The sequence below is a fragment of the Amphritea sp. 1_MG-2023 genome (assembly GCF_030547545.1).
GTDB lineage: Bacteria > Pseudomonadota > Gammaproteobacteria > Pseudomonadales > Balneatricaceae > Amphritea.
On sequence record NZ_JAUOQE010000047.1, the window covers coordinates 1 to 23,623 of the forward strand.

Annotated in this window: 27 protein-coding genes, 4 tRNA genes, 1 other RNA gene and 1 pseudogene; 23 read left to right on the forward strand and 10 right to left on the reverse strand. The window is 50.2% G+C overall.

Annotation, left to right across the window (positions count from 1 at the left end):
- Window positions 1–246: hypothetical protein (locus Q4488_RS17500; RefSeq protein ID WP_303581776.1), on the forward strand; the 246-nt coding region annotated here is incomplete at its 5' end.
- Between the two features lie 67 nt (window positions 247–313).
- Here Q4488_RS17500 and Q4488_RS17505 read toward each other — a convergent pair.
- A complete protein-coding gene (locus Q4488_RS17505; RefSeq protein ID WP_303581777.1) occupies window positions 314–826 on the reverse strand; it encodes a glycine cleavage system protein R in 513 nt (170 codons plus the stop codon).
- A gap of 295 nt (window positions 827–1,121) precedes the next feature.
- On the opposite strand from Q4488_RS17505, the gene Q4488_RS17510 reads away from it, so the two are divergent.
- Window positions 1,122–2,039 carry an AEC family transporter gene (locus tag Q4488_RS17510; protein ID WP_303581778.1) on the forward strand — a complete coding sequence of 306 codons (918 nt, stop codon included), beginning with the start codon at window positions 1,122–1,124 and terminating at the stop codon, window positions 2,037–2,039.
- 189 nt (window positions 2,040–2,228) lie between these two features.
- A complete protein-coding gene (locus tag Q4488_RS17515; protein ID WP_303581779.1) occupies window positions 2,229–2,354 on the forward strand; it encodes a hypothetical protein in 126 nt (41 codons plus the stop codon).
- A gap of 20 nt (window positions 2,355–2,374) precedes the next feature.
- Here Q4488_RS17515 and Q4488_RS17520 read toward each other — a convergent pair whose 3' ends face one another.
- From Q4488_RS17520 to Q4488_RS17535, 4 genes are all read right to left on the reverse strand, one after another.
- Window positions 2,375–2,980, reverse strand: a complete 606-nt coding sequence (locus Q4488_RS17520) for a 5-formyltetrahydrofolate cyclo-ligase (protein WP_303581780.1) — start codon at window positions 2,978–2,980, stop codon at window positions 2,375–2,377.
- 26 nt (window positions 2,981–3,006) lie between these two features.
- Window positions 3,007–3,186: non-coding RNA, 6S RNA (gene ssrS / locus Q4488_RS17525), on the reverse strand.
- Between the two features lie 146 nt (window positions 3,187–3,332).
- Entirely contained in the window at window positions 3,333–3,617 is a 285-nt protein-coding gene (locus Q4488_RS17530) for a cell division protein ZapA (protein WP_303581781.1), read from the reverse strand.
- Window positions 3,614–3,823: a DUF904 domain-containing protein gene (locus tag Q4488_RS17535; protein WP_303581782.1), complete on the reverse strand. Its 210-nt coding sequence runs from the start codon at window positions 3,821–3,823 to the stop codon at window positions 3,614–3,616. Before Q4488_RS17535 ends, Q4488_RS17530 begins: the two co-directional genes overlap by 4 nt.
- Window positions 3,824–3,961: 138 nt before the next feature.
- On the opposite strand from Q4488_RS17535, the gene Q4488_RS17540 reads away from it, so the two are divergent.
- The 8 genes from Q4488_RS17540 (at window position 3,962) to Q4488_RS17575 (ending at window position 12,648) form a co-directional block, all read left to right on the forward strand.
- Window positions 3,962–4,555: a UPF0149 family protein gene (locus Q4488_RS17540; RefSeq protein WP_303581783.1), complete on the forward strand. Its 594-nt coding sequence runs from the start codon at window positions 3,962–3,964 to the stop codon at window positions 4,553–4,555.
- A gap of 18 nt (window positions 4,556–4,573) precedes the next feature.
- Window positions 4,574–5,890, forward strand: a complete 1,317-nt coding sequence (gene pepP / locus Q4488_RS17545) for a Xaa-Pro aminopeptidase (protein WP_303581784.1) — start codon at window positions 4,574–4,576, stop codon at window positions 5,888–5,890.
- 56 nt (window positions 5,891–5,946) lie between these two features.
- Complete coding sequence (ubiH, locus tag Q4488_RS17550) at window positions 5,947–7,224, forward strand: 2-octaprenyl-6-methoxyphenyl hydroxylase (RefSeq protein ID WP_303581785.1); 1,278 nt, start codon at window positions 5,947–5,949, stop codon at window positions 7,222–7,224.
- 55 nt (window positions 7,225–7,279) lie between these two features.
- A complete protein-coding gene (locus Q4488_RS17555; RefSeq protein WP_303581786.1) occupies window positions 7,280–8,539 on the forward strand; it encodes a UbiH/UbiF/VisC/COQ6 family ubiquinone biosynthesis hydroxylase in 1,260 nt (419 codons plus the stop codon).
- A gap of 213 nt (window positions 8,540–8,752) precedes the next feature.
- Window positions 8,753–9,856 carry a glycine cleavage system aminomethyltransferase GcvT gene (gene gcvT / locus Q4488_RS17560; RefSeq protein ID WP_303581802.1) on the forward strand — a complete coding sequence of 368 codons (1,104 nt, stop codon included), beginning with the start codon at window positions 8,753–8,755 and terminating at the stop codon, window positions 9,854–9,856.
- Window positions 9,857–9,882: 26 nt separating this feature from the next.
- Window positions 9,883–10,275: a glycine cleavage system protein GcvH gene (gene gcvH, locus Q4488_RS17565; protein WP_303581787.1), complete on the forward strand. Its 393-nt coding sequence runs from the start codon at window positions 9,883–9,885 to the stop codon at window positions 10,273–10,275.
- Window positions 10,276–10,396: 121 nt separating this feature from the next.
- Window positions 10,397–11,587 carry a class I SAM-dependent rRNA methyltransferase gene (locus Q4488_RS17570; protein ID WP_303581788.1) on the forward strand — a complete coding sequence of 397 codons (1,191 nt, stop codon included), beginning with the start codon at window positions 10,397–10,399 and terminating at the stop codon, window positions 11,585–11,587.
- 23 nt (window positions 11,588–11,610) lie between these two features.
- Window positions 11,611–12,648, forward strand: coding sequence for an NADP(H)-dependent aldo-keto reductase (locus Q4488_RS17575; protein ID WP_303581789.1), 1,038 nt, complete (start codon window positions 11,611–11,613; stop codon window positions 12,646–12,648).
- 68 nt (window positions 12,649–12,716) lie between these two features.
- Here the strand turns inward: Q4488_RS17575 and Q4488_RS17580 are convergent, their stop codons facing one another.
- On the reverse strand, window positions 12,717–13,121 hold the full coding sequence (locus Q4488_RS17580; protein ID WP_303581790.1) for a CBS domain-containing protein: 405 nt from the start codon (window positions 13,119–13,121) through the stop codon (window positions 12,717–12,719).
- A gap of 165 nt (window positions 13,122–13,286) precedes the next feature.
- Window positions 13,287–13,940, reverse strand: a complete 654-nt coding sequence (locus Q4488_RS17585) for an HAD family phosphatase (protein ID WP_303581791.1) — start codon at window positions 13,938–13,940, stop codon at window positions 13,287–13,289.
- A gap of 173 nt (window positions 13,941–14,113) precedes the next feature.
- On the opposite strand from Q4488_RS17585, the gene rppH reads away from it, so the two are divergent.
- Together rppH and ptsP are read left to right on the forward strand one after the other, a co-directional pair.
- Window positions 14,114–14,617: an RNA pyrophosphohydrolase gene (rppH, locus tag Q4488_RS17590; RefSeq protein ID WP_303581792.1), complete on the forward strand. Its 504-nt coding sequence runs from the start codon at window positions 14,114–14,116 to the stop codon at window positions 14,615–14,617.
- Between the two features lie 7 nt (window positions 14,618–14,624).
- Entirely contained in the window at window positions 14,625–16,904 is a 2,280-nt protein-coding gene (gene ptsP, locus Q4488_RS17595) for a phosphoenolpyruvate--protein phosphotransferase (RefSeq protein ID WP_303581793.1), read from the forward strand.
- Window positions 16,905–16,935: 31 nt separating this feature from the next.
- Here the strand turns inward: ptsP and Q4488_RS17600 are convergent, their stop codons facing one another.
- Window positions 16,936–17,709, reverse strand: coding sequence for an NRDE family protein (locus Q4488_RS17600; RefSeq protein ID WP_303581794.1), 774 nt, complete (start codon window positions 17,707–17,709; stop codon window positions 16,936–16,938).
- A 133-nt stretch (window positions 17,710–17,842) separates the two neighbouring features.
- Here Q4488_RS17600 and lgt point away from each other — a divergent pair, with 133 nt between their 5' ends.
- Window positions 17,843–18,640 carry a prolipoprotein diacylglyceryl transferase gene (gene lgt / locus Q4488_RS17605; protein WP_303581795.1) on the forward strand — a complete coding sequence of 266 codons (798 nt, stop codon included), beginning with the start codon at window positions 17,843–17,845 and terminating at the stop codon, window positions 18,638–18,640.
- Here the strand turns inward: lgt and Q4488_RS17610 are convergent.
- Together Q4488_RS17610 and Q4488_RS17615 are read right to left on the reverse strand one after the other, a co-directional pair.
- A complete protein-coding gene (locus Q4488_RS17610; RefSeq protein WP_303581796.1) occupies window positions 18,637–19,218 on the reverse strand; it encodes an NUDIX hydrolase in 582 nt (193 codons plus the stop codon). The two genes, lgt and Q4488_RS17610, sit on opposite strands and share 4 nt — an antisense overlap.
- 41 nt (window positions 19,219–19,259) lie before the next feature.
- Complete coding sequence (locus Q4488_RS17615) at window positions 19,260–20,111, reverse strand: thymidylate synthase (RefSeq protein WP_303581797.1); 852 nt, start codon at window positions 20,109–20,111, stop codon at window positions 19,260–19,262.
- A 90-nt stretch (window positions 20,112–20,201) separates the two neighbouring features.
- Between Q4488_RS17615 and folA the strand changes: the two genes are divergently transcribed.
- The 9 genes and pseudogenes from folA to Q4488_RS17660 form a co-directional block, all read left to right on the forward strand.
- Window positions 20,202–20,708 (forward strand): type 3 dihydrofolate reductase, encoded by a 507-nt coding sequence (gene folA / locus Q4488_RS17620; protein WP_303581798.1) that lies wholly within the window; start codon window positions 20,202–20,204, stop codon window positions 20,706–20,708.
- Between the two features lie 11 nt (window positions 20,709–20,719).
- A complete protein-coding gene (gene birA, locus Q4488_RS17625) occupies window positions 20,720–21,685 on the forward strand; it encodes a bifunctional biotin--[acetyl-CoA-carboxylase] ligase/biotin operon repressor BirA (RefSeq protein WP_303581799.1) in 966 nt (321 codons plus the stop codon).
- On the forward strand, window positions 21,682–22,380 hold the full coding sequence (locus tag Q4488_RS17630) for a type III pantothenate kinase (RefSeq protein ID WP_303581800.1): 699 nt from the start codon (window positions 21,682–21,684) through the stop codon (window positions 22,378–22,380). The genes birA and Q4488_RS17630 overlap by 4 nt, the downstream gene beginning before the upstream one ends.
- 2 nt (window positions 22,381–22,382) lie before the next feature.
- Complete coding sequence (locus tag Q4488_RS17635; protein ID WP_303581801.1) at window positions 22,383–23,069, forward strand: hypothetical protein; 687 nt, start codon at window positions 22,383–22,385, stop codon at window positions 23,067–23,069.
- A 24-nt stretch (window positions 23,070–23,093) separates the two neighbouring features.
- Window positions 23,094–23,169 (forward strand) — tRNA-Thr (locus tag Q4488_RS17640).
- Between the two features lie 28 nt (window positions 23,170–23,197).
- Window positions 23,198–23,281 (forward strand) — tRNA-Tyr (locus Q4488_RS17645).
- A gap of 11 nt (window positions 23,282–23,292) precedes the next feature.
- Window positions 23,293–23,366: transfer RNA gene (locus Q4488_RS17650), tRNA-Gly, on the forward strand.
- 9 nt (window positions 23,367–23,375) lie between these two features.
- Window positions 23,376–23,450, forward strand: a tRNA-Thr gene (locus tag Q4488_RS17655).
- Between the two features lie 95 nt (window positions 23,451–23,545).
- Window positions 23,546–23,623, forward strand: a pseudogene (locus Q4488_RS17660) (elongation factor Tu); the annotation flags it as partial.

The window sequence follows — 23,623 nt, forward strand, 5'->3', positions numbered from 1 at the left end:
TCACAGCATGTCTTAAAAAGCATGAATGAAGCGGTCGCGCATATCCGCGAGTTGAATACCTTTATTGAAGTGGCCGCGCATGAGCAGGCGCAGGCGGTTGCTGAAGTGAGTCAGACGCTGGTGTCGATTAATACGGTTGCGGCAGAAACCTCACAAGGCGCGGTGATTGCGGCAGACAGTAGTCAAGAGTTGTTAGAGGTGGCGAGACAGCAACAGGCGCTATTGGGCAAGTTTTCGGTTAACTAGCCGTTAGCAGGGTTGCATGCTAAAAATCCGCCTGCGGGCGGATTTTTTTAATGAGTGTATCGGCTGTTTAGTTCAGGGTGATATCGACCATTAAATCATTAGCGATGGCTTCTAGTGACTGCTGTAAGTCATCTAAATCCACGCCGATCGGCACAGTGAGATCGGCCTCTGCTTTGAAGAGTTCCTCGGCGGACATTGAACCGCTGACGAGTTCGGTAGACAGGCGTTCGACATTGATATTGAGTCGACTGAGCACCTGTGATATTTCGCGAACGATCCCCGGTTTGTCATGACCAATCAGTTCCAAGGTAATATGATTACTGTCAGTTGCCGTTTGATGTCCTGGGCTGCGAGCAGTAATAACGCGTAACCCTTGTGCTTCAAGCTGTTGCAGTGCTTCGATGAGCGAATCCGCTAGCGCTTCTGGGACGGATACAATCAGAATGCCGGCAAACTTTCCGGCCAAACGCGACATGCTGCTTTCGAGCCAGTTACCTCCATTGGTGGCAATGGTTTGAGACAGTAATTCGACGAGTCCGGGTTTATCCGGGGCGATGACGGTGAGTACGAGAGATGTCATGTTGCTTGCTCCTTTGCGGTGTATCTAAGCCAGACTTATTATTGTGATTGCAGCGGTAAAGCGTGTTCTTTTTTAGCCGCCAGATGGCGCTTGAATCGTCCATCGAGTCGTTTAAGTTTATAGCATCGATGCCGTAAATGATCATGGCTATCTAGCAGCATGATGCAAAAAATACTGACAACGTCGAAGGTTCAACTCATAATTGACCTGCCTAGCAGGGCTAAGACTGTCAGCGATCACCGCGTCGCAATCTCTTTTACGTTATGGACAAACCTTCTATGGATTATAAACACAGATGAGCGAGATACTCACGGCTTTGTGGCCTGTTTTTGCGCTGTTATGTATCGGTCATATTATTCGGCGGATTGGCTTCCCCGGCGATGGCTTCTGGGAGCCGGCAGAAAAGTTGATCTATTTTCTGCTGTTCCCGCTGTTATTGATTTATAAGTTAAGTCTTGCGGATATAGGTGCGGTTCCGGTCGCGGATGTTGCCCTAGCAGTTACCGTACTGCTCGTGAGCGGAACCTTGTTACTGTTAGGAATACAGCGATTTAAGCCGTTAGAAAATAGGCGTTTCACCTCGGTTTATCAAGGCGGGATGCGATTTAATACCTATGTGGGACTGGCGGCCTGTGCGGCCTTGTACGGTGATGAAGGGGTGGCCATCGCCGCAGTGATTATCGCAGTGATGATACCCTTATTAAACTTCCTCTGCGTATTAATTTTTAGTGTGTATACGCGTAAAGAAGCGGGTTATTTGAGCGCCTTGACGGCTATTGGGAAAAATCCGCTAATTATTGCCTGTTGTATCGGTATCTTCTTAAACTTATCGGGTATTGGTTTGCCTTGGGCTGTTGCATCGGCTGCTGAATTGGTCAGTGGTATGGCGCTACCGTTGGCGCTATTGGCGGTGGGCGCAGGTCTTAATTTGACCGTGTTACGCAAGGCCGGCGGCGCTGTGATCTACAGTAGTGGGGTTAAGTTGATGATATTCCCTGTGCTGATGTTGTTGATCTGTATCTGGTTGATTGATTCGCCAGCGGTAGCTCAGGTGCTGTTACTGTTTAGTGCGCTGCCCACGGCGCCGTCGGCTTATGTCTTAGCACGGCAGTTGGATGGGGATGCCACCTTAATGGCGGCCATCATTACGGGACAAACTCTGCTCTCAATGCTGCTAATGCCGGTTAGTTTGTCGATTTTTCAGTATTTTTGAAGATTTTCTGTAAAAAAGTGGAACTTTTTCGTGGTTTTTACGGTCTTTTGTTAAGTATTTAATCTATTTGACGATAAAGTGTGGCTAACTTCTTAAAAATACAGCATTAAAATAGTTGTTTTTTTAAGGATGTATGCAAGAATATGCGCGCACTTGAGTTGTGAATTAATCTTATCTGAGCAGTGGAAAATGAAAAAAGGGCCGGATGTCGTTGTCGTGATGGTGGTTGTATTTGTTTTAGGTACAGTCTTTACGGGTGTCAGCCATGCTGATATTGAATTTGTATCATTGATGGGGCAGGTGTTTACCAACTAACAGTGATGCGCTCAGTTGAGTTATCGAGCTGCGCGGTAAAAGCGTTTCTCGGTGGCAACCCCTTCCAGTGGAATATCCCAGCTTTCCGTTTTGAGTTGATCTACTTTCTGCAGATCATGCGCGAGTCCGATTAAACGCGTTCCTCTGTCTTTTCGCCAGCCCTGTTTAAAGGCAAACGTGCGATCATAATATCCTCCCCCCATCCCTAATCGACCACCCTCTGCATCGAAGGCTACTAGAGGCAACAAGACAAGATCGAGTGCCCAAGCAGGGCGACGTGGCGCTTGCACTAAAGCGGGTTCTTTAATGCCGTAGATATTTGAATTCAAAATCGTGGTTTGGCTGTATTCAATAAACCAGAGGCGGTTATGGCGCACGGGATGGAGAACCGGTAAAAAACACTGTTTGCCCAGTTTTCGGCAGTATTGAATCACGCGCTCTGGACTGATTTCACCATCACTAGCGAGGTAGAGGGCGATAGTGCGACTGCGACGAAATTGGGTGAGCTTGCGAAGCGTCGCTAGTAAGCCATTAGCATGTTGGCGTTGTGTTTTCGCCGGCAGGTTGCGGCGCATTTTGCGCATTTCGCGACGCAAATTCTTTTTGAAATCGGTGGCTTGATTCATGAGTAGACACGGCAGGAAAAAAGAAAAGACTCCCCAGGGTTGCGGCGCTGGTATCGGCCCTGAACCCGAAGGTTCAAGGTGGTAGCCTCAGATTAAAATTAGGCTTTCCGTCTAGCGGACATGCACATCAGATAACCAAGAAGCTTCCAAAAGTGTGATTATCGGCTCAAGGGACTAACCAGAACTACCAATAACCTCAGGGAGCTAACTTCATTATACATTTTCAGCCTGGAAAGTCAGCCTTGAATTAAAATTTTACTGTGCTAATGGTAAAGAAATAACGCAGATAACTGTGTGAAACGTAAGGTTATTTGCCTTTATTGAAATATATTCATGCTCAAAGAAGACGGGTTTATTTAGTCAGTGTTTTATCGAGCAACTGAGTTAGTTGATTAAGCCGTGAACTGACCTCTTCTCGTTCACTCGCTTGGTTTGCTTGCAGTTCGTAAGTCAGATTTAAGGCGGCCATCACGGCGACCTTTTCTGAGCCGATAATTCTGCCGCCGGCGCGAATGCTCTGCATCTTTTGGTCCAGAGAGGCGGCCGCTTGCAAAAGCTCTGTTTCAGCTTCAGGAGGGCAGGCGACCACATATTCTTTGCCTAGCAGGGTCACTGAGATGTTGCGGGCGTTACTCATGTCTGCTGCTCCAAGGTTTTAAGGCGGCTGATCATCGCTTCGAGTTTTTGATCGGTTTGATTGGCGACGAGTTGACGCTGATTCCGCTCCTCCTTGAGGGCAGTGATTTGTTGCTGTAGATCCTGATTGGACTGCTCAAGTTGCTGGCAGTGCAGGATCAGCTCATTAATCTGTTGTTCTAGTTTATCAAACGCTGGCGCAGACATAGATTCAAGACTCAGTTATCAGAGGCGCTATAATAAGCTGAAAATGCTTGGTAATCGAGTGCTGTTTCGTGGTGCCGCTGTAGTTGAAGTGCTAGGATATGAATCCTGAAAGTTAAGTCGATACAGAGTAATGCCTCCATGTCTGAAACCCAGTCCCCTGAAGATTTTCTTCCCGAATACTATGAAATATGTGATGTACTGATCGCCGAAGACAGTATGACCAGCAGTGCCGCGGAGTTACACGGCCTGTTGTGTGGCTATCTTTCCGCCGGTGCGCGATTTAATCATGAGGCTTGGCTAAAGCTAGCGATGGAACTGACGGATATCAGTGATTTCCGTCATGAGTCATCGAAGCTCGCGTTTACCGATCTTTATGATGGCGTGGTTGCGCAACTGGAGCAAAGTGATTTTGGCTTTCAGTTGATGTTACCGGATGACGATCTGTCGATGGCCGAACGGGCTGAAGCATTAGGTTGCTGGTGTCAGGGCTATTTGAGTGGCTTTGGTTTACAGGGCGGGCATACCAATGAGTCGCTTTCCGGTGAATTGAAAGAAGCGTTATCGGATATGGCGCAGATTGCACAGATCGAATTAGAGCCGGATGCCGATGAAGACAACGAGGCGGATCTGATGGAATTGCAAGAGTATGTGCGTATCTCATCGATGATGATTTTTGGTGAGTTTAATGAGCTACCGCAACCAGAGGCTGCACCCGGTGCAACCCTTCACTAATAGGGAGTGATTTCAGTTATGCGAATCAGTCAGTCAGGTTTCGCCCTTCGTCGACAGCAGTTGATGGATAACATGAGCCCAGGTAGCGTTGCGATTGTGCCGGCTGCCAGTGAAGTTACTCGTAACCGCGATGTGGAATACCCATTTCGACAAGACAGTGATTTCTATTATCTGACCGGCTTCAATGAGCCGGATGCGCTGTTAGTGTTGATTCCCGGCGCCGAGGGGCAGGTGGTGATGTTTTGCCGTGATCGCGATCCCGAAATGGAAATATGGAACGGTTATCGCGCTGGGCCATTAGGGGTGTGTAATCAATATGGTGCCGATCATGCATATCCTATTGATGAGTTAGACGAGCGTATGGTTGAGCTGTTGGAAGGCAAGCAACGACTCTATTATTCTATCGGCACCAATGACAATCTGGATGCGCAGGTGCGCGGCTGGCTCAATGGTATTCGTAAAAAAGCGCGATTAGGCGCCGTTGCTCCGGCTGAAATGGTGATGCTCGATCGCCTACTACATGAGCAGCGTTTGTTTAAATCCGCTGAGGAAGCTGATCTGATGCGTGCGGCAGGACGTATCTCTGCTGAGGCCCACGTTCGGGCTATGCAGGTGTGTAAGCCAGGCTTGATGGAATATCAGCTGGAAGCCGAAATTAGCCATCATTTCGCGATGCATGGCTGTCGCTTACCGGCGTATTCTTCCATTGTTGGTGGCGGCGAGAACGCCTGTGTGCTGCATTACACTGAGAATCAGGATCTGCTCAACGAGGGTGACTTGGTGCTGATCGATGCGGGGTGTGAGCTAGACTATTATGCTGGCGATATTACGCGTACGTTCCCTGTCTCGGGTAAGTTTAGTGCTGAACAGAAGGCGCTCTATGAACTGGTATTAGCGACTCAGCTGGCCTGTATTGAGGCGATTCGTCCAGGGGTTCCGTGGATCTGTATTCATGATAAATCGGTCGAGGTGCTAACTCACGGATTGATCGATTTAGGTCTATTGCACGGTGATCCTGAAGAGTTGATCGAAACGGGCGCTTACCGAGCATTTTACATGCACCGTATTGGTCATTGGCTGGGTATGGATGTGCATGATGTGGGTGACTATAAAATTGACGGTGAATGGCGCTCGTTAGAGCCGGGTATGGTGTTGACGGTAGAGCCGGGGCTCTATGTTTCGCCACAGAATGACAGTGTCGATGAAAAATGGCGGGGTATCGGTATCCGTATTGAAGATGATGTGCTGGTGACTGACGATGGCTACGAAGTACTTAGCGATGCTGTGCCAAAGGCTGTCGATGAAATCGAAGCATTAATGGCACATGGAGCTTGATGCCACGCATTGATGATGAACAACGTGCGATTTAAGCGTTAACTATGCGAGTGGTTATGAAACAGCATTACGATATTATTATTATTGGCGGTGGCATGGTGGGCGGTAGCCTCGCCGCTGCGCTGATTCCTGCCGGTCAGCGATTAGGCTTATCGATCGCCGTAGTCGAAGCTTTTCCAATGCCTGAGGCGAACAGTGCCGAGCATCAGCCGAGCTATGATACCCGCACAACGGCGCTTTCCTATGGTAGCCGTCTGATTTATGAGCAGATCGGTATTTGGCCGCAGTTGCGTGAGCATCTTTGCCCTATTAGTCAGATTCATGTTTCTGATAAGGGGCGTTTTGGCGCAACTCGTTTGAATGCTCAAGATGAGAAGGTCGCTGCGCTAGGCTATGTGGTGGAAAATCATTGGCTGGGGCGGGTGTTAATGGATCGCTTGACGCAGGAGGATGCCGCTCATATTGATCTACTCTGTCCTGCAAAAGTGACCGATGTTCAGTCTCAGGATGGGCTGATGACGGTTTCTCTGGTTTGTGCTGCGAAGGCGCAGCAGATCACCGCGCAATTAGTCGTGATGGCTGACGGTGGTCGTTCGGGGCTACGCGAGCAGTTAGGTATCGGTTATCAGCAGAAAAGTTATCAGCAGCATGCGGTGGTCGCTAATATTAGTCCCGCCACGGGACATGATCATATTGCCTATGAGCGGTTTACGGATACCGGCCCCATCGCCCTCCTACCCCTTGAAGATGCAGCGTTAGCGCAAGCCGTGGATGTGCCGTCTGAACGCCTTCACCGCATGGGGTTGATATGGACGGTGCCTGATGCGCAGATCGATGAGATTCTGCAATTGAACGATGAGCAGTTTATCGCGCGAGTGCATGAACGCTTTGGTTATCGCGCGGGGATGTTCATTAAAGTGGGTGAGCGCTTTAGCTATCCGCTCAAACTGAGCGTGGCTGATGAGCAGGTACGACCAGGGTTGATCGTGTTAGGCAATGCCGCTCATGCGCTGCACCCGATTGCGGGACAAGGCTATAATTTAGCGTTGCGAGGCGTGGTCGCTTTAGCCGCTGAGTTAATCGCTGCCCGTGAAGCGGATATACCGCTGGGTGATATTCATCACCTGACTCGATTCGCTGACCGGGTGCGCCGCGATCAGCAAAAAACCATTAGTTTTAGTGATAGAACCATGAAACTGTTTTCCAATGATCATCCTTTGTTGGCGCTAGGCCGCAGTGCGGGCTTGCAGTTGATGGATATCTGTCCACTGGCGAAAACGGTGTTTGCTCGCAGTGCCATGGGGCTGGATCAGCCGACCCCAGATTTACGTTAACAGGCGGTGGGTTTGTCTGTCATTAGGTATGTGTTAGCTGTCAGTGAGGGTATCCATGGGACAAGATAAGATGACCGATCTCGTGATTGTCGGTGCGGGTATGGTGGGGTTGACGTTAGCGGCATTGCTGGCGGATAGCGGCTTGAGCATACGTATTATTGAAACTCGGGAGTTCGACGCGGATCACGCCTTGAGCTGGGAACAGGCTCAGCGAGAGCAGGGCTATGACTCGCGAGTCAGTGCGTTAACGGTGGCATCACAGCAGGTATTAACGGTTGCCGGTGTCTGGTCGCAGATGGAGCAGATGCGCTTGATGCCTTATCGAGCCATGGATGTCTGGGATGGTGAAGGGACGGGGCATATTCGCTTCGATTGTACTGAACTGCACGAGCCCTGTTTAGGGCATATCGTTGAAAATCGAGTCACGCAGTCTGCGCTGTTGCAACGCCTTGCCGAGCTTGATCATTGTCAGCTATCGGTGGGGGTGGCGTTGAATGAATTGTCAGAGCCTGATGCAGATGGCTTTCGCACCCTGACACTGAGTAACGGTGAAGCGTTACAGGCGCGTTGTGTGGTTGCCGCAGATGGGGCGTTATCCAATACTCGACGCTTAGCAGGTATTGGCATGTGGGAATGGGATTATGGCCATCATGCCATCGTCACCACCGTGACCACCGAGCAGCCTAATCAGGCCACCTGTTGGCAACGTTTCACCGATGATGGCCCGTTAGCCTTTCTGCCGCTAGCAAACCCTCATCTTAGCTCGATTGTTTGGTCGACCTCGCCAGATCACGCGAAAGCCTTGATGGAGTTGGATGATGAGGCTTTCTGTCAGGCCTTAGAACAGGCATTCGAAGGGCGATTAGGGCGAGTGACTCATAGCGACTCACGCTATGTGTTGCCGTTACGTCAACGGCACGCACGACACTATGTTAAGGAGGGCTTTGCCGCTATAGGTGATGCGGCGCATACCATACACCCGTTAGCCGGTCAGGGCGTTAATCTTGGATTGATGGATGCTGCGGCGTTAGCGGAAACAATTCTCGATGGACTTGAGGCCGACGTTGATTGGTCTGCTGAATACCACTTACGCCGTTTTCAGCGTGCTCGTCAAGGTGAAAACCTACAGATGGCGGCCACGATGGAGGGTTTTAAGCGGCTGTTTGATGCCGAGGGCGTTATGCCGCGGATATTACGTAATGCGGGAATGACATGGATGAACCGTCTGACACCAGTGAAAAATCATATTGTGCAGCAGGCGATGGGGTTATCTGGAGCGCTGCCACGCCTAGCGCGGCGACCCGTAAAAGAATAGCGGAGGTGTCGGTCGGCGCATCCGCATGTTCAGCCTGTTAACCTACAACCGCCGTGATCATTCAGGTGAAAATTTGCACTGCCGAGTGAATCTATATACATTGTCTGCCCTTTTTAAAGATAGCCCTTAGCTTTATTGTATTGCTGAATAACAATTAATAGCGTCAGTTACAGAGCGATCAGTTATTCGCTCAAGATAAGCGAGTCAAGAATGATGGGACACAAAACTGCACTTTACGAAAAGCATTTGCAGATGAATGCTAAGCTGGTTGATTTTGGTGGCTGGGATATGCCAATTCATTATGGCTCTCAGGTTGAAGAGCATCATAGCGTGCGTCGCGATGCGGGAATGTTTGATGTATCACATATGACCGTCGTCGATGTTACCGGTGCTGATGCGAAAGAGTATCTTCGCTATCTGCTGGCGAACGATGTGCTTCGATTACAGCAACAGGGTAAAGCCCTCTATAGTGGTATGTTGAACGAAACCGGTGGTGTGGTTGATGATCTGATCGTCTATTTGATGACCGAGCCTGATGTAACGGGTGAATGGTTTCGAGTGGTGGTGAACTGTGGCACGCGCGAAAAAGACCTTCGCTGGATGGCCGATCACACGGCGTTGTTCGATAGTGTTGCCCTGACTGAACGTCCCGAATTAGCCATGGTGGCGATTCAGGGGCCTAACGCTATTGCCAAAGTGATGACGGTCGTTAATGAATCACGAGTCAAGTTGATTGACGGTTTGCAAGCTTTTCAAGGGCTTGAGTCCGAAGGCTGGTTTTTTGCTAAAACCGGTTATACGGGCGAAGAGGGCCTTGAGGTGATGGTACCAGAGGAGTATGTTGCCGATTTTTGGCAAGCATTGGCGGATGCGGGCGTTGCGCCTTGTGGACTAGGTGCGCGGGATACGTTGCGATTGGAAGCGGGTATGAATCTGTATGGCGCGGATATGCATGAGAAGGTCTCTCCATTGACGGCTAATATGGCATGGACTATTGCCTGGGAACCTATCGAGCGAGACTTTATTGGCCGTAAAGCGCTCGAAAAAGAGCGTGAGGCGGGGGTCAAGCAGAAACTGATCGGTTTGCTACTCGAAACGCGAGGGGTGCTCCGAAGCCATCAAAAAGTTATGATTAACGGTGAGGAAGTCGGTGAGATTACCAGCGGCTCTTTCTCACCAACTTTGGGCTGTTCGATTGCAATGGCCCGAGTGTCAGCTAATATTGCTGATACCTGCCATGTTGATATGCGTGGCAAGCTGATAGAAGTTAAAGTGGTTAAACCATCATTTGTGCGCCATGGCGCGAAAGTGTATTGATAAACTCTCACTGTAGGAAAGAGAAAATGAGCGATATCCCAAGCGATCTGAAATATGTAGCCAGCCATGAATGGATCCGTGACGAGGGTGATGGTGTTGTGACGATCGGTATCACTGACCATGCCCAGGACCTTCTCGGTGATGTCGTATTTGTTGAATTGCCAGAAGCTGGTGCTGAATTTGCGGCCGGTGATGATCTTGGTGTGGTGGAATCTGTTAAAGCGGCATCGGATGTTTACGCGCCGTTAAGTGGTGAAATTGTCGCCGTTAATGGCGAATTAGAAGATGCTCCTGAGCTAGTGAACAGCGACCCTTACGGCGATGGTTGGTTTATCCGCCTGCGTTTAACCGATGTCACTGAAGTTGATGATCTGTTGGATGCCGATGGTTACGCTGAGTTATGTGAAGCCGAAAGCTGATCGCTAGCGTGATGATGCATCACTAAGCCCTGCGACTGCGGGGCTTTCTGTTTTCTGGGCCAGCAGGATATTTTCTGATAACTGTCCACCTAATTAACTGTCATACAGAAGGTAACTCTCCTTGCAACAATTACGTTTGAATTCGGGCGCTGATAAGCGTCTGCGCGGTGGACATGTCTGGATCTACAGCAACGAAGTCAACACTCAGTTGACGCCCTTAAAGCAGTTTACGCCGGGTGAACAGGTGGTTGTCGAAACCGCGTCGGGTAAGCCTGTAGGATTAGCGTATGTTAATCCTAATTCGTTGATCTGTGGACGCCTAGTAAGCCGTAGCGTGAAGATTCCGTTGGATCGTTCTTTGATTGTGCATCGCCTTAAGATCGCATTATCGTTACGCGAAGCCTGTTTTGATCAACCCTGTTATCGCCTCGTTTTCGGTGATAGTGATGGCTTGCCTGGTTTGGTGATCGATCGGTTTTTCGATACCTTCGTGGTACAGATTTCAACCGCGGGTATGGAGCTGTTTAAAGAGGATATCGTCGCGGCGTTGGAAAAAGTCTTCAAGCCGCAGGGTATCCTGTTTCGCAATGATGGCAAGATGCGTCAGACGGAAGGGTTGCAGAGTTACACCGAGGTGGCCTTCGGTGAAGTGCCAGAGTTAGTGCCGTTTGAAGAGAACGGTGTGTCGTTTTTGGCACCCGTGCATCGGGGACAAAAGACCGGTTGGTTTTATGATCATCGTTTAAATCGTGCACGCTTGCAGCAGCATGTCGCGGGTAAGCGGGTATTGGATCTATTCAGTTATATCGGCGGTTGGGGGGTACAGGCCTTGGCGGCCGGTGCCGAGCATGTGACCTGCTTGGATGCCTCTGAGTTTGCCCTCGATGTCGCGCAAGAGAACGCCACGCTGAATGGTGGTGCAGAGCGCTTTACCAGTATTCAGGGTGATGCATTCGATGGTTGTAAGATGCTCTTGGAAGAAGGTGAAAAGTTTGATGTGGTGGTGGTCGATCCACCGGCCTTTATTCAGAAGCGTAAAGACATTCGTAATGGCGAGCAGGCGTATAAGCGTATCAATCAATTGGCGATGCGTTTAGTGGCGAAAAATGGCGTTCTCGTGTCAGCCTCTTGCTCGATGCATCTGCAACGTGAGCGGCTGGTGGATATGATTCGCTCAGAAAGTCGTGCACTGGATCGTCAGGCACAGATTTTTGATCAGGGCCATCAAGGGGGGGATCATCCGATCCATCCGGCGATTCCTGAAACCGATTATCTTAAATCCTACTTTGTCCGGTTGTTACCGGTGACTTAATCGATCAGAGGAAAATGCAGGCTATGGATTATCAATTACTCGGTGGCAGTGATCTGAATGTCAGTCGTATCTGCTTAGGTACCATGACTTTCGGTCAGCAAAATACCGAAGTAGAAGCGCATCAGCAGCTCGATTATGCCGTTGCCGAGGGAATTAACTTCTTTGATACGGCTGAGATGTATCCGGTGCCGCCAAATCCGGCGACGCAGGGGCTGACCGAAGCGTATATTGGCCGTTGGATTAAAGCCCGCGGTAATCGTGAGCAGATTATATTAGCGACGAAAGTGAGTGGCCCGGCGGAGATGGCCTCTCATATTCGGCCAGATCTGTGCTTGAATAAAGCCAATATTCGTCAGGCTATTACCGACAGCTTACAGCGATTACAGACTGACTATATCGATCTATATCAGTTGCACTGGCCGGAGCGGGCGACCAATTTTTTCGGACAGTTGAACTATCGTCATCAGCCGGAGTTAGACGGCACTCCGATATTGGAAACGCTGACCGCGTTGAAGGAGCTTGTGGATGAAGGCTTGATTCGTTATGTAGGGCTTTCAAATGAGGTGCCTTGGGGAGTAATGAAGTTCCTCAGTTATGCCGATGCTTTAGGCTTGCCTCGAGTCGTATCGGTACAAAACCCTTATAACTTATTGAACCGTAAAGATGAAGTCGCACTGAGTGAAGTCTTGCTGCGAGAGAATGTCGCGTTGATGGCGTATTCACCGTTAGCCTTCGGTACGCTGAGTGGCAAATATCTGGATGGCAGCGCGACAGCGAATGATCGGATTAATCAGTTTCCACGCTTTGCCCGTTACTTCACCGATATGGGGCTTAAGGCGACGGCAGAATATGTGTTGCTGGCACGAGAGCATGGCCTCGATCCGGCTCAAATGGCATTGGCGTTTGTTAATCAGCAGCCGTTTGTTGGCAGTAATATTATCGGTGCCACTACCTTAGCGCAGCTAGAAAGCAATATTCGCTCGATGGATATCACGTTATCGGCTGAGGTGCTTGAAGGGATTCAACGCATTAGCACTCAGTATTCAAACCCCTGCCCTTAAGCGGCTTTGGTTGGAGCGAAAAATGCGCCTCTCACTGGCGCATTTTTTATATACAGCGGGTATCGTATCTAAGCCACTCGACACTGCTTTAATTGCATGTTGAGGGCGGCCATCACTTGGCCTCGTTTGACCACGCCGACGAGTTTGCCGTTATCGACTACTGGGTAAATCTTGGGTTTATTGGTCGCCATCATCTGTGCCAGTTCGAGCACGGTATTACTCGGCTTCACGGTTAAAGGGGCTCGCTGCATCATGTCTTTGACGAGCGCGTGACTGTCACAATGGTAACTATCATCGAGTAAATACGGAATGCAGTCTTGTTCCGATAGAAAGCCGGTGAGATGCTTTTGAGCATCAATCACAGGAAGACCGATCATATTACTGTTAATGAGTTGATCGACGGCTTGCGGCAGTGACATGGTTTCATGCAGCGGGGTGATGTACTCGGACATAATATCGCTAATTAGAATCATCGCTTTAATCTCCTGTGTTGCTTTATCACAGTGTTGCAGTAAAACGTCGATTTCACCAATTAGGTTTGTTTATAGGATCGATAGGGAGGGGACGCGGGTCGAGATAAGCAGGCTCCACCGTGTTGGGCGGAGCATACGGCATCAGGGTGTCAGTGATTAAGGGGCTTATCGTAGACTGATAATGGGCCAGCCCTGCGCTTCGGCGGCTTGCTTGAGCCGCTCATCGGGATCGACCGCGACCGGGTGAGTCACTCGCTCCAGTAAGGGCTTATCATTGATGGAATCACTGTAGAAATAACTATCGTCCATGGAATGACCGGTTTCTGCTAGCCAAGCATCTAAGCGTTCGACTTTACCCGCTTGAAAGCAAGGCACTCCGGCGACTTTACCGGTATAGCGACCATCAATCATTTCGGCTTCGGTGGCCAATGTGTGGTCAACGCCGAGCGCTGCGGCAATGGGGCCGGTTACGAAGCGATTGGTGGCGGTGATAATCAATAGGTAATCACCTTGATCACGATGTTTTTGTAACAGGGTGGCGGCTTTGTCGAGCATCATCGGAGCTACGCTGGTTTGCATAAACTCCTGATGCAATTGTTCCAGTGCGGCAGGCTCTTGTTCGCTTAATGGCTTTAAGGCAAATTCCAAAAACTCGAAGATATCCAGCGTGCCGGCTTGGTATTGCTGAAAGAAGTAATCGTTCGCCTGACGGTAGGCTGCGGTATTGACGATACCTTTGTTGCACAGGAACTCGCCCCAAGCGTGATCGCTATCGCCGTTTAGTAGAGTATTATCCAGATCGAAAATCGCCAGGCTCAAAGTTATCTCCTTAATGTCGCGTATAACGCTAGCTGAAAAAATCAAACGCTAAGAATAGTGGCTCATCGTAGCGGTAGCAATTATTAATCGATGAATTTGTTGAACCAGCTTAATTTGCTGAACTACCTGAAGTTGTGGAACAATAGCGAAAAAGAATTTGTAAGGAATTCACCGTGATAGATTCAGATGGGTTCAGGCCGAATGTCGGTATCATTCTGGCGAACTCGATGGGTCAGGTGCTTTGGGCAAGACGTATAGGGCAAAATGCATGGCAGTTCCCTCAGGGGGGGATTAACGTAGCAGAATCGCCGGAACAGGCGATGTATCGGGAACTTAAAGAGGAGATTGGGCTTTCACCTGAGGATGTTGAGGTGATTGCTGTTACCCGAGGCTGGCTTCGTTACCGGCTACCCAAACGCATGATAAGACACCATTCCCATCCGGTTTGTGTAGGACAGAAACAAAAATGGTTTTTGCTGCGTATGTTAAGTGATGACAGCGCGGTCGTGATTGATTCAACCAACTCGCCTGAATTTGATGGCTGGCGTTGGGTAAGTTATTGGTATCCATTGGGGCAAGTCGTGGCGTTTAAGCGCGATGTGTATCGTAAAGCGATGCGCGAACTATCACCTAAATTGACCCGACTAGTTCTTGGGGGCTGGTATTTAAAGGAGTAACCACGGCATGCTGGAAACGCTACGCAAAATTGTACAGGAGGTTAACGCCGCAACGGATCTTGAATCGGTGCTGGATGTTATCGTTCGTCGTGTACAGCGTGCGATTCGTACCGATGTCTGCTCTATTTATCTACTCGATCGACAGCGCGAACGATATGTGTTGATGGCGACACAAGGATTGAATCAAAAATCAGTCGGCCGGGTGTCACTGTCGGTTGATGAAGGGGTGGTCGGCATGATTGGCCAGCGAGCAGAGCCTATTAATCTCGAGGATGCCGCCGCTCATAGTGCCTTTACCTACCTTAAAGGCACCGGCGAGAAGAAGTTTCATGCGTTTCTCGGGGTGCCGATTATTCATCATCGCACCTTGCTCGGTGTCTTGGTTGTGCAGCAGAAACTGATTCGCAAATTTGATGAATCTGAAGAAGCCTTTATGGTGACCATGTCGGCTCAGTTAGCGGGCGTTATTGCTCACGCTGAGGCCACAGGCTCAATTTTGCAAATTGCTGATCAGGCTAAGAACGAAACCGATCGAAAATTTGAAGGCGTGTCGGGTTGCATCGGAGTCGCCATCGGGCCTGCGGTGGTGATGACGCCGCTGGCGGATCTCGATGGTGTGCCCGATCGAAAAGTTGAAGATATCAAAGCAGAAGTCGCGACCTTTAAGCGGGCCTTGGCACAGGTGCGGCGGGATATTAAACGCGTCGGGCGTAGCCTCGCGAAGCGCTTACGGTCGGAAGAGCGAGAGTTGTTTGATGTCTATATCCGGATGCTCGATGACAATGCGCTGGCCGGTGAGATTATTGCGCGAATTAAACAGGGAAGCTGGGCTCAAGGGGCGCTGAAGCAGGTTATCGGTGAGCATGTAAAACAGTTTTCGATGATGGACGATCCCTACCTGCGTGAGCGAGCCACGGATATTAAAGACCTCGGCCGACGGATGCTGACGTTTCTGCAAGAATCGGGTCCGGCGCTGTCGGAGATCGTGTTTCCAGAAAATACAATCTTGGTGGCGGATGAGTTAACTCCCGCGATGCTCGGTGAGGTGCCGACAGAAAAGCTGGTCGGTTTGATCTCGGTACATGGGTCGGGTAACTCCCATGCGGCGATTCTCGCCCGTTCGATGGGTATCCCCACCCTGATGGGGGTCGTCGATCTGCCTTATACCCGAGTAGAAGGCTTAAACATCATTCTGGATGGCTATACGGGACGCGTGTTCGTTAATCCGTCGGATGATTTGATCACCTGCTATCAGGAAGTGATTCGTGAGGAAGATGAGGTTAATGCGGGCCTCGAAGGCTTAAAAGAGCTGCCCGCTGAAACCACTGATGGTTATCGTATGCCGCTATGGGTGAATACCGGGCTGGTGGCCGATGTGGGGCGAGCGCTCGATCGCGGGGCAGAAGGGATCGGCCTTTATCGGACTGAAATTCCCTTCATGATTAGGGACTTTTTCCCCAGTGAACAAGATCAAATGGAGACCTATCGTAAGCAGCTCGAGGCCTTCGCACCTCGGCCGGTGACGATGCGGACGCTCGATATTGGTGGTGATAAACCGTTATCATACTTTCCTATCGAAGAGGATAATCCCTTTCTCGGTTGGCGCGGTATTCGTGTCACCTTGGATCATCCGGAAATCTTTTTGGTACAGATTCGTGCCATGCTGCGGGCCGCTGAAGGATTGAATAATCTACGTATTATGTTGCCCATGGTGACCAGTGTGCGTGAAGTGGATGAATCTAAGCGGCTGATTGCGCAGGCGGTTGAAGGTTTGCGTGAAGAGGGGCATAACATCCGTCAGCCGTTAATTGGTGTCATGATTGAGGTGCCTGCGGCGGTGTATCAGGTGCGCCGCTTTGCTCGGCGGGTGGATTTTATCTCGGTGGGTTCGAACGATCTGACTCAATACTTATTGGCGGTTGATCGGAATAACCCGCGCGTAGCGGATCTTTATGTGTCTTATCATCCGGCCGTGTTAAAAGCCTTGCAGTTTATTGTGTTGGAAGCACACAAAGAAAACGTATCGGTGAGTATCTGTGGCGAAATGGCGGCGGATCCTGCGGGCGCGATTTTGCTCATGGCAATGGGTTATGATGTGCTCTCGATGAACGCGACTAATCTACCGAAGGTGAAGTTTGCGCTGCGAGCCATCAGTTTTGAGCGGGCTAGAGCGCTGCTGAAAGAGATCATTGTGATGGGCGATGCGGATAAGATTCAAGATGCCTTATATTGTCGTCTGAAAGAGTTGGGACTGGGGCAGCTGACTCGGCCGACGATCCCTGATTGAGTGCTACTACGGTCACCTACAGCTAGATCATTTATTCTGTCATTAAGGCTGACTGGGCGTCGAAGCAAAAGTGATGACGTTCGCCTGTTCCCTGTGCATCATAATTCTGTTCGACTACCGTTGTGCTGCCATCGTGCTTGATCAGTAGAGCGGTAGTGGCTCGAGTGCCGTAGTGCTCTGAGCGAATAAAACTGGCCGATAGTTGACGTTCGAGTGCGACAGCAATGCCTGTATTGGGCAGTTCTTCATCACTATAGGTGGTGGGATCTTGCATCAACTGAATCAGACTGTCGGCTGAGAATGGTTGACGATCAAGCGTGTTTTTTAAGGCTTGTTTAGCGGCGACGAGTTTAGGCCAAGGAGTATCGAAGACGGCATTGCTGATACCATGAATGCCCGTTGGCACGGGTTGTAATGTGTCGGCCTGATTGGACAGATAGCAGAGCTGCTCGCCATCATCGATGAGTTGATTAAAGCCGTTAAATGCTTGGGTGTTGGTGTGACGAATAAATGCGTCGCAGCGCTGATCGCTGAGTAAAAAATCGAGTGGTAAATGTCCTCTAGAGCGGTAACCTTGCGGCTGTAGTAATCCGTTACGATAGTTGGTGAGTGCGGAAAAGCGCCCGTTGCGGGTTAGACCCAGCCAAGTACCGCCCTGTTCTAAATTTTTGCCTGCCAATAGGTGGGGCTGATCGGGCCAGTACTGCATGGGGCGAGTAGGGCGATGATAAAACTCATCTCGGTTAGCGATCAGTATCAGCTTATACTCGGGATGATAGTGGTAAGCAAACAGGATCAGACACACAGTCGGCGCTTCCTTGGTGTTAATGAGTAATCGCTTTATTTAAAAACAATTTTTGTTATTTATCTATCTATTATAGGGTGCGTCATACAGATGGTTTTTTGTCACAGATTCAGACGAAAGGAAGTAAACGTTAATGTGGGTGCATAATATAGATCCGATTGCGGTCGCGTTGGGACCGTTAAAAATTCATTGGTATGGATTGATGTATCTGGTGGGCTTTGCCTCGGCTTGGTATCTTGGTGGACGCCGTGCACGACGGCCCGGTTCTGGCTGGGCCGAAGAGCAGATCTCCGATCTGATTTTTTGGGGAGCCATCGGGGTGGTACTCGGTGGACGGTTTGGTTATGTGCTGTTTTATAATTTCGATCAGTTCCTCGATGATCCTCTGTGGCTGTTTGCCGTGTGGCAAGGCGGGATGTCATTTCATGGCGGCTTGCTTGGGGTGATTGCTGCGATGGGTTATTTCGCTCATAAATATAACAAGAGTTACTTTGAGATCGGTGACTTTGTTGCGCCGCTGATTCCGATCGGCTTAGGGGCCGGACGTATCGGTAATTTTATCGGTGGCGAGTTATGGGGGCGGCCAACGGATCAAAGCTGGGGGGTTATTTTCCCCCGTGCTGGTGATGCGTTAGCGCGTCACCCGTCGCAGTTATATGAGTTTGCCCTTGAGGGTGTGATGCTGTTTCTGCTGTTGTGGTTCTACTCGGCTAAGCCGCGGCCAATGATGGCGGTCTCTGGGATGTTTTTACTGGGTTACGGTGTGTTTCGTTCGAGCGTTGAATTTTTCCGTCAACCGGATATTCAGCTCGGTTATGTGGCGCTGGATTGGCTGACAATGGGGCAGTTATTATCACTGCCGATGATTGTGCTGGGGGCGGTGCTGTTGTTATGGGCCTATAAGCGAGACGCTGTGCCTCGAGTTGGCTAGCCCGCTGAAAGCGTATGGCTGAGCGATGCGGGTGCGCGACTTAAAGCGAGTTTGAGCAGCGCGGCAACCGACATCGCATCGGTGATTTCGCCATTGAGCGCCATGGCGATGGCGTCTGTAGTACTTACCTTCAGCAGCTCAATATCTTCAGTCTCTTCGAGCTGCTGTTCACCCTGAGTCAACTGACTGGCGAGAAAGATAAAGGCGACTTCGTCGGTCACCGAGTTTGATGTTCTTAGCTCCATAAAAGGCTGCCAGTGAGCGGCGGTTAAGCCGGTCTCTTCGCGGAGCTCCCGCTTGGCTGCATCCAGTGGTGGTTCATCGAGCGATGCGCCACCTTCAGGAATCTCGATGGAGGTTTCGTTGTTGGGGTAGCGACTCTGTTTGACGAGGTAGAGCTGATCGTCATCATCAATGGCGATGATGCCAATGGCGCGTGATTTAAAGTGCACAACGCCATAGATCCCTTCGGAGCCATTGGGGCGGATCACCTCTTCATGACGCACCTGAATCCAAGGGTTGTCATAGGCAATCGTTTGGCTCTTCTGTTGCCAGCCACCAATTTTCAGTTTCGTCATTAGGTTATCTGCCGTGTGTGATTAGCGGTGCCAACCATCGCTTATACGGAAAAAGGGTACTGAATGGGATCGTGATACTGATAACCCTCGATCTCGAAGTCATCGGTGGTTACCCAGGTTTCTAAATCTTCCAGTGTCTTAATATCCGGATTAATTTTAAAGGTTGGCAGGGGCAATGGCTCACGTGTCAGCTGTACATCACGCATCAGTTCAACTTGATCTTCGTAAATATGGGCATTAACGATCTTGTGATAAGCCTTACCCGGTTTTTTACCGGTAATCTGAGCGATAATCGCCAGCAAAAAATAGACCTGCACCATGTTGAACGTCAGGCCAAGCGGAACATCGCAGCTACGTTGCGTACTGTTAAGATAGAGGGTATCGCCCAGTAGTGAAAAATGATGGCTGTACATGCAGGGGCGCAGGCAACCCATATGAAATGCACCAGGATGATAGAAGGTGTAAATCTCACCGCGATCATCAATACCTCGGCTGAGGTCGTCGACAATTTTACGCAGTAGGTCGATGCTGCCACCATCGGGTTTAGGGAAGTTTCTGCCGACCTTGCCGTAGATAAAGCCGCAGTCATCGGTGCCCTTGCGATAGGGGTTGGCTAACCAAACGTCATTGTCGTTGGCATTGGCGTCCCAGGTTTTGGTGCCAAGTTGTCTGAATTGCTCGGCATTATCGTAGCCACGCAGGTAGCCGAGCATCTCAGCAATGGCTGATTTATAGAAACTTTTTCGGGTGGTGACGAGGGGGAATTCACCGGCGGCGATATCGTAGGTGAGGTCTGCGTTGATCACGGTTAAGCAGCGCTTGCCGGTACGCTCGTTTTCCACCCAGATGCCTTCATCGATGATTCTTTGGCAAAGATCGAGGTATTGTCTCATTGGTTTGTCGTTGACACCTGTGGTTAAATTCAGCAAGCAATATTATCAAACTCACCAAACCGCTGATACCAGTATTATTAAGGAGATTATATGCACCTGGCGATTATTGTGGCTCAGGCAGAAAACCGGGTCATCGGGATTAATAACAATTTGCCTTGGCATCTACCTGAGGATCTGCGCTATTTCAAGCAAGTCACGATGGCTAAGCCGATCATCATGGGTCGCAAAACATTTGAATCTATTGGTCGGCCACTGCCAGGGCGTACTAATATTGTTATCAGTCGTGATGCGACGTTTCAGCCGGAGAATGTCAAGGTCGTTAATAGTCTTGAGGCCGCCAAGGCGTTAGCCGAGAGTATTTGCACGATCAATGGCGGCGATGAGGCGATGGTGATTGGTGGCGCGCAAATATATGAGCAAGCGTTGCCGTTATGTGATCGGCTGTATCTGACACAGGTACATGCAGAGGTTGACGGTGATGCCTACTTCCCAGCATTTAATCCCGGCGATTGGGCTGAAATAGGACGTGAGGATTTTTCTGCTGCGGAGCATAATCCTTATGATTACAGTTTTATTGTTCTCAAACGTATCTCTTGAGGGATATTGCAATGATTGAGCCGCTGTTGTCGGTGTTAGCTGATGGTAAGTTTCATTCGGGACAGGCCCTAGGTGAGGCGCTGGGGGTGAGTCGCAGCGCTATATGGAAGCAGATAAAAGCCATTGAAGAGTCGGGTATTGAGGTATTTAGTGTTAAAGGGCGTGGCTATCGCATTCCCGGCGGCTTGGATTTGCTGGATCAGGCGATGATTGAAGCGATGTTAACCCCATCTGTGAGGCCGCATCTGCAGCACATCGATTCGAGTCTGATTATTCCATCAACAAATGCGAAGGCTATGGAAGCGGTCTACCGTGATGGCCATGGCTCGCTGTATCTAGCCGAGCGGCAAACGGCTGGTCGAGGTCGCCGAGGTCGTGATTGGGCGAGCCCTTTTGCCAGCAATATCTATTTTTCCCTTACCTGGCAGTTTAATCATGGCGCGGCGGCGCTGGAAGGGTTGAGCTTGGCGGTGGGTGTGGCGCTGATTCGAGGGTTAAAGCGGATGGGGGTCGATGAGGTGGCGGTTAAGTGGCCGAATGATCTGTTATGGCGTGGGCGAAAATTGGCGGGCGTGCTGCTGGAGATGAGTGGTGATGCCGCTGGGGAGTGTTATGTGGTGATTGGCGTTGGTCTTAATGTCAATATGCCTGAAATCGCCGCCGAGATGATCGATCAGCCGTGGGTTGATCTGCGGCAGGTGTTAGGTGAAGCGCCGTCGAGAAATGAGTTGATGGCGGCGCTGTTGAATGAACTGGTGCCGGTCTTACAGCAGTTTGCAGATGAAGGTTTTGCCGCCTTTCAGCAGGAATGGCAGGCGGTTAATGCACATCATAATCAGGTCGTTAATCTTAACTTAGGTAACCGGCAGGCATTGGGTGTTTGTCGGGGAGTTGATAAGAATGGTGCATTGTTGTTAGAGGAGGAGGGGCAATTGCAGGCTTATCATGGTGGTGAAGTGAGTGTGCGACTGGCATGAATGTATTAGACCTAGATGCGGGTAATACCTTTATTAAATGGCGGCTGACGGGAACCGATTTACGCGGCCGCTTGCGGCATACTGAATTGGCGAATAGTGAGTGGCCTGAGCGAGTGGCGCGAGTCAGAATTGCTTCGGTTGCTGGATCCGAGGTTAATCAGGCGTTGTGCGACTTAGTCGCGCAACGCTGGCGGCAGTCCCCGGAATTCGCCACGACTCAGTCGGCGGCATGCGGTGTACGCAATAGCTATGATGATCCCTCACGAATGGGTGTCGATCGTTGGTTGGCGATGTTAAGTGCTTGGCATCGGGCGCAGCAAGCTTGTTGGGTGGTCGACTGTGGAAGTGCAATTACCGTAGAACAGTTGAATCATGATGGTCAGCATGGCGGTGGGTATATTATGCCGGGCATACAGTTGATGGCGCGTAATTTGTTATCGAATACCGCTGAAATTATTGTCGATCATTCGGTTGATGGTTTTGACGCGACACCAGGAGTGAATACCTCGGAGGCGGTTCAGCATGGTTTAAATTTCATGTTAGAGGCGCTAGCCGAGAAGCTGATGCGTAATGCGACGGGGCAGCCGGTGTATGTCACCGGAGGCGATGGGGAGTTGTTTTGCTCGCTCATCGAAGGTGCAATTTGGTGTCCAGACCTTGTCTTGGATGGCTTGCCGTTGGCGCTGGGAGAGTAACGTTGCGCTGGTGCTTGCTGATATTGCTACTGATTAATGGGTTGTATTTTGCTTGGCAGTTACCGCAGTCCAATCATCATAGCAAGCCCGCCGTGAACGCACAGGTTGCGACGCTGCGCTTATTGAACGAGGCTGATCGTTCGTTATTATTAGCGCGTCATCGAGACGACGAGGGCACGAGTCAGGCCGTCTCCGTGCCAGCTGAAAACCTCTGTTGGGTTGTTGGCGAGATTAACAGTGAGATGGCGGCACATCAGTTGCAGGCAAAATTAGTGCAGCTGGGGCTGATATCGCGATTAGCATCGATTGATGTTGAGCAACTGCAGGCCTATGAGTTGATATTGGCGCGGCCAAAAGCGCGACCGGGGCAGCAAGCACTGGAGACTCGTTTAACGGCGTTAGGGTTAAGTACGGAAGTCGTCAGTCTTGGCGATCGTGAAGCCTATGTGCTGGGTCGATATGATTCACTAGCAGCCTTAAGGCGGGTGAGTCGTAGTATCGATATTCAGCCTCAGCCGATCGAATTCGAGCTGGTTAAGCAAACTCGGCTGTTTGAAGTGTCGATTTCAGCCGATAGAGCGCTTGAAACCGACAATAAAATCAAAGAGGTAGCCGATTTGCTTAATTCAAGCATGAAAATAGAAAAAAAAGTCTGTAAAGGGGTTGCAAGCGCCGAGGTGCGTGATTAATATATGCGCCACTTCACAGCCGATGCCGGTATAGCTCAGCTGGTAGAGCAACTGACTTGTAATCAGTAGGTCCCGAGTTCGACTCTTGGTGCCGGCACCATTTAAGTAAGGCGGTGAAGTATTGGTAGGGTGGGGTTCCCGAGTGGCCAAAGGGATCAGACTGTAAATCTGACGCGCGAGCTTCGGTGGTTCGAATCCACCCCCCACCACCAATAGCTGTTAGGCGGGTATGGTACAATGGTAGAACCTCAGCCTTCCAAGCTGATGATGCGGGTTCGATTCCCGCTACCCGCTCCAGTTTGATGTGCTCATGTGGCTCAGGGGTAGAGCACACCCTTGGTAAGGGTGAGGTCGGCGGTTCAAATCCGCCCATGAGCTCCATTATTTTTGCATAGGGTAGATATAGCGATATGTCTGCCCTTTGTTGTATGTGGCAACGTGGTTAATCACACTTACTTTACTCAAGGTAAATGGCAATGGCTAAAGAACAATTTGAACGTAATAAACCGCACGTTAACGTTGGTACAATCGGCCACGTTGACCACGGTAAAACA

What these genes read in the sequence shown, in the direction of transcription:
- Q4488_RS17505 (WP_303581777.1), bottom strand. Translation starts at nt 826, where the DNA reads ATGACATCTCTCGTACTCACCGTCATCGCCCCGGATAAACCCGGACTC.
- Q4488_RS17510 (WP_303581778.1), top strand. Translation starts at nt 1,122, where the DNA reads ATGAGCGAGATACTCACGGCTTTGTGGCCTGTTTTTGCGCTGTTATGT.
- Q4488_RS17515 (WP_303581779.1), top strand. Translation starts at nt 2,229, where the DNA reads ATGAAAAAAGGGCCGGATGTCGTTGTCGTGATGGTGGTTGTATTTGTT.
- Q4488_RS17520 (WP_303581780.1), bottom strand. Translation starts at nt 2,980, where the DNA reads ATGAATCAAGCCACCGATTTCAAAAAGAATTTGCGTCGCGAAATGCGC.
- Q4488_RS17530 (WP_303581781.1), bottom strand. Translation starts at nt 3,617, where the DNA reads ATGAGTAACGCCCGCAACATCTCAGTGACCCTGCTAGGCAAAGAATAT.
- Q4488_RS17535 (WP_303581782.1), bottom strand. Translation starts at nt 3,823, where the DNA reads ATGTCTGCGCCAGCGTTTGATAAACTAGAACAACAGATTAATGAGCTG.
- Q4488_RS17540 (WP_303581783.1), top strand. Translation starts at nt 3,962, where the DNA reads ATGTCTGAAACCCAGTCCCCTGAAGATTTTCTTCCCGAATACTATGAA.
- pepP (WP_303581784.1), top strand. Translation starts at nt 4,574, where the DNA reads ATGCGAATCAGTCAGTCAGGTTTCGCCCTTCGTCGACAGCAGTTGATG.
- ubiH (WP_303581785.1), top strand. Translation starts at nt 5,947, where the DNA reads ATGAAACAGCATTACGATATTATTATTATTGGCGGTGGCATGGTGGGC.
- Q4488_RS17555 (WP_303581786.1), top strand. Translation starts at nt 7,280, where the DNA reads ATGGGACAAGATAAGATGACCGATCTCGTGATTGTCGGTGCGGGTATG.
- gcvT (WP_303581802.1), top strand. Translation starts at nt 8,753, where the DNA reads ATGGGACACAAAACTGCACTTTACGAAAAGCATTTGCAGATGAATGCT.
- gcvH (WP_303581787.1), top strand. Translation starts at nt 9,883, where the DNA reads ATGAGCGATATCCCAAGCGATCTGAAATATGTAGCCAGCCATGAATGG.
- Q4488_RS17575 (WP_303581789.1), top strand. Translation starts at nt 11,611, where the DNA reads ATGGATTATCAATTACTCGGTGGCAGTGATCTGAATGTCAGTCGTATC.
- Q4488_RS17580 (WP_303581790.1), bottom strand. Translation starts at nt 13,121, where the DNA reads ATGATTCTAATTAGCGATATTATGTCCGAGTACATCACCCCGCTGCAT.
- ptsP (WP_303581793.1), top strand. Translation starts at nt 14,625, where the DNA reads ATGCTGGAAACGCTACGCAAAATTGTACAGGAGGTTAACGCCGCAACG.
- lgt (WP_303581795.1), top strand. Translation starts at nt 17,843, where the DNA reads ATGTGGGTGCATAATATAGATCCGATTGCGGTCGCGTTGGGACCGTTA.
- Q4488_RS17610 (WP_303581796.1), bottom strand. Translation starts at nt 19,218, where the DNA reads ATGACGAAACTGAAAATTGGTGGCTGGCAACAGAAGAGCCAAACGATT.
- Q4488_RS17615 (WP_303581797.1), bottom strand. Translation starts at nt 20,111, where the DNA reads ATGAGACAATACCTCGATCTTTGCCAAAGAATCATCGATGAAGGCATC.
- folA (WP_303581798.1), top strand. Translation starts at nt 20,202, where the DNA reads ATGCACCTGGCGATTATTGTGGCTCAGGCAGAAAACCGGGTCATCGGG.
- birA (WP_303581799.1), top strand. Translation starts at nt 20,720, where the DNA reads ATGATTGAGCCGCTGTTGTCGGTGTTAGCTGATGGTAAGTTTCATTCG.
- Q4488_RS17630 (WP_303581800.1), top strand. Translation starts at nt 21,682, where the DNA reads ATGAATGTATTAGACCTAGATGCGGGTAATACCTTTATTAAATGGCGG.